Here is a 3,648-nt window from a genome sequence, read left to right on the forward strand (position 1 = left end):
CGCTTTCGCGCTGCTGTAAGGTTGTTGTCATGGTTTTATGATTGCTGTATTTGGTTGTCAATGTTCGGATGATGTTTCTATTATTAACGGTCTTGTTAACGTTTGTAAAGGGGTTTAGCGACAGTTAAACTGATGACTGTGATTAGGAAAGCTGATGTAAGGAGAGACAGGGGCGTAGCTTGCGGGGCGCGACGCCATCGCCAGAAGTTTTGTTAAGAAAGTTGAGGGTTTTGCTTTCTGTGGGTCAGCTCGTGATACCTTTCTAAAACCTGAAAGCGGGAAAGTCCGGTGCAATTCCGGCGCTGTGCCGCAACTGTAAAAGTCAGAATGCCGATTTCGGGGGCGCTTTGTGGGCGTTTACTTTTGGATTCCCTGCGTAGCACGGGGAGGAGATTATTTGTTAGCTTTGACTGATTTGCCGACTTGTCCGGGTTTATTTTACGGTTCCCAAGCCCGAGACGGAGTTTTATCGAGAATGCGGATTCCGGGGGGAATTTTAAACGCGCAGCAGTGTCGGACGATCGCCGATGTGGCTGATCAATACAGTACCGGCTGTTTGCAAGTGACAAATCGGGCAAATTTGCAAATCCGAGAAGTGAACTCGGAAATTGCCCCGGAAGTCTGGAACCGCTTGCAGGAATTGGGGATAGCGTCTCGCCGCGTTGAAGTTGACCCGATTCGCAATATTATGGCAAGCCCGACAGCAGGGATCGATCGCCAGGAGTTACTGGATACTCGCCCGCTAGTCAAAGCTTGGGATGATTACCTGCAAACGCATCCCGAATTGTCGGAACTTTCGCCTAAGTTCAGTATTGGCTTCGACGGCGGGGAATCGGTTTCGATCCAGGCTTTACGCAACGATATTTTATTAGCTGCGGAAGGGCTTTCAACCCAATCAGAAATCGTTTTTCGGCTGCATTTCAACGGCGATACAGGAATTTTAATCCCAGAATCGCAATGTATTTCAGTATTAGCCGCCCTCGCTAGCACCTATCTTGAATACACCAAAAATCGACCTCGAATTGATGGGAAAAAACCGCGTTTGCGTCACCTGCTGGCAGATTGGGGTGTTGAAAGTTATCTAGAAAGGGTACAGCAGAATTTACCATTTTTATGGCAATTCACATCTTGCACATTTCCCAAAAACAGCCAAGATGCCTGTTCCACAAAGAGTGAATTTCCTTGTGGGGTGGGCATCTTGCCCGCCCGTTCGATCGACTCATCTGAAAAATCCCTCCCCAATCACCGACATCTCGGCATCCACCCTCAGCGACAGTCGGATTTATCCTACATGGGAATTGCACTGCCTCTCGGTAGGCTAGAATCAAAGCAACTGCGGAATTTGGCAAATTTAGCCCAAAATCTAGCCAGCGGTACCCTGAGACTTACGCCGTGGCAAAATCTGTTGATTTCTGATATCCCCAACTCCCAGCTTTTTGAGGTAAAACAGCAAATCGCCGATTTGGGATTGCACTCGTCAGCGACTCGGCTAGATTCGTGCTTGGTGGCTTGTGCCGGCAGCAGCGGCTGTGCGTCGGCGGCGACAGATACTCAAAGTCACGCCCTAGCAATGGTGAGGGATTTAGCGCAAAAATTGACGCTCGACCTGCCGATTAACATTCATTTCAGCGGTTGCCAAAAGTCCTGCGCCCAGCACCGGCCAATTGATATCACGCTGGTGGGAATTCAGATTGAGCGAGGACACGAGACGATCGAAGGTTACGACATTTATGCGGGTAGAAAAGATTTGCCCTTCGGGCGACCAATTTTTCAGGCGGTGAGTGCGATCGAGATGCCCGGTGCGATCGAGCGAATGTTGCAGGTGTATCAGCGGTTGCGAGAGCCATTGGAGTCATTTGGTGAGTTTATCGATCGGCGGGCGATCGACCAATTGCAGGAGTTGTTGAGTACGGAAAATCGGAATAGAAAGAGAAAAAACATCCCATGAAAACAGACAAATTTTAAGCATTTCTCTTTCTATCTCTCTTGATATTTCTTCCTTCGCGTCCTTTGCGCCTTCGCGGTTCATTCAAAAAATCTCTTTCACAAATCCCACAAAATTCCCATAGCAGTTTTAAACAATGATTGACTACATTCGAGACGGAACAGAAATCTACACCAAATCCTTCGCCACAATTCGAGCCGAAGCAGATTTGTCAAGCTTGCCACCCGATTTAGAATCGGTAGCCGTGCGACTAATTCACAGTTGTGGCATGACCGATATTGTTACAGATTTAGCAGCTTCCCCCGGTGCAGCCACCTACGGACGCCAAGCCCTCTCCGCAGGCGCGCCCATCCTGTGCGATGCCCGGATGGTGGCCGAAGGCATCACTCGCAAACGCCTTCCGGCTGACAATCCGGTGATTTGCACCCTCTGGCATTCCGAAATCCCGGAGTTGGCGCGGCAAATGGGAAATACTCGATCGGCTGCGGCGCTTGATTTATGGCTGGATAACTTGCAGGGTGCGGTTGTGGCCATTGGCAATGCCCCGACTGCTTTGTTCCGACTGCTGGAAATGCTTGATGCCGGAGCACCCAAACCGGCTTTAATTCTGGGTTTCCCGGTAGGATTTGTGGGGGCTGCCGAATCCAAAGCCGAACTGGCCGCCAACAGTCGGGGAGTGCCATTTATTACGTTGCACGGGCGGCGTGGTGGCAGTGCAATGGCAACGGCGGCCGTGAATGCGTTAGCGAAAAAGGATGAATTATGACTCAGGCTACTGGTAAATTGTACGGTTTGGGTATTGGCCCTGGTGATCCAGAATTGATCACATTGAAAGCTTATCGGATTTTGCAATCGGTGCCGGTGATTGCCTATCCGGCGATGGAAAATGGTAAGGTGCTGGCGCGGGCGATCGTTGCTGATTATCTGCGCCCGGAGCAAATTGAGATTCCGATGCCGTTGCCTTTTAGTCCGACGCGATCGTCTCAACCTTATTATGATATTGCTGCCGAGAAAATTGCCGCACATCTTAGCGAGGGACAGGATGTGGCGGTGCTGTGTGAGGGCGAGCCTTTTCTCTACGGCTCGTTTATGTATCTATTCAACCGTTTGTCGGCGAGATTTACCACTGAAGTTGTGCCGGGAATTTCTTCGACAATGGCGAGTGCGGCTGCGTTGGGAGTGCCGCTGACTTACCGTAACGATGTGTTAAGTATTATGCCTGCGACGCTGGATGCTGAGGTTTTGCGCGATCGACTGGCGGTTGTTGATGCTGCTGTGATTATTAAACTGGGGAGGCATTTTGCTAAGGTGCGGGATGTGTTGATTGAGTTGGGACAGTTCGATCGAGCATTGTATATAGAACGCGCAACTATGCCGAATCAGCGAATTCGGGCGATCGCAGATGTCGAGCCCGCTGAAGTTCCCTATTGGGCTCTCATTATGATACCTAGCCAGCAAAAGTCTGTAACTTAATATTTCCATGCCTGAAGGCGACGCGCTTCCAGGCTTTACCTACTTTTTTGTGCATTCTTACCTCTTTCTCCTGTTTTCTTCATATTCATAACTTAACCTTATACCTTACATCAGTTAATCTGTTGTTAAAATACTTTACAAACCTTAGAATATGCTTTATGTTTATTTACATGGCGGAACACAAAGCCGTCACGAACATTGAAAACCAAATAAAGCAATCATAAACAAAT

Annotated in this window: 3 protein-coding genes and 1 riboswitch; all 3 genes read left to right on the forward strand. The window is 49.2% G+C overall.

Going from position 1 to position 3,648, the window contains the following annotated elements; translation table 11 throughout:
* Window positions 1-261 precede the first annotated feature (261 nt).
* Window positions 262-341, forward strand: a riboswitch (adenosylcobalamin-variant (AdoCbl-variant) riboswitch).
* An 8-nt stretch (window positions 342-349) separates the two neighbouring features.
* The 3 genes from cobG to QT990_RS35485 all read left to right on the forward strand — a co-directional run bounded on the left by cobG (window position 350) and on the right by QT990_RS35485 (window position 3,418).
* Window positions 350-1,948: a precorrin-3B synthase gene (gene cobG / locus QT990_RS35475; protein ID WP_333148297.1), complete on the forward strand. Its 1,599-nt coding sequence runs from the start codon at window positions 350-352 to the stop codon at window positions 1,946-1,948.
* Window positions 1,949-2,081: 133 nt separating this feature from the next.
* Window positions 2,082-2,711 (forward strand): precorrin-8X methylmutase, encoded by a 630-nt coding sequence (locus QT990_RS35480; protein WP_333148299.1) that lies wholly within the window; start codon window positions 2,082-2,084, stop codon window positions 2,709-2,711.
* Window positions 2,708-3,418, forward strand: a complete 711-nt coding sequence (locus QT990_RS35485; RefSeq protein ID WP_333148302.1) for a precorrin-2 C(20)-methyltransferase — start codon at window positions 2,708-2,710, stop codon at window positions 3,416-3,418. Before QT990_RS35480 ends, QT990_RS35485 begins: the two co-directional genes overlap by 4 nt.
* The last annotated feature ends 230 nt before the right edge of the window (window positions 3,419-3,648 follow it).

This window comes from Microcoleus sp. T3_B1 (assembly GCF_036700445.1).
In the GTDB taxonomy this organism is placed as follows: domain Bacteria; phylum Cyanobacteriota; class Cyanobacteriia; order Cyanobacteriales; family Microcoleaceae; genus Microcoleus.

Bases quoted from the DNA above. Each gene is read 5' to 3' on its own strand.
- QT990_RS35480 (WP_333148299.1), top strand. From the start codon at position 2,082: ATGATTGACTACATTCGAGACGGAACAGAAATCTACACCAAATCCTTC.
- QT990_RS35485 (WP_333148302.1), top strand. From the start codon at position 2,708: ATGACTCAGGCTACTGGTAAATTGTACGGTTTGGGTATTGGCCCTGGT.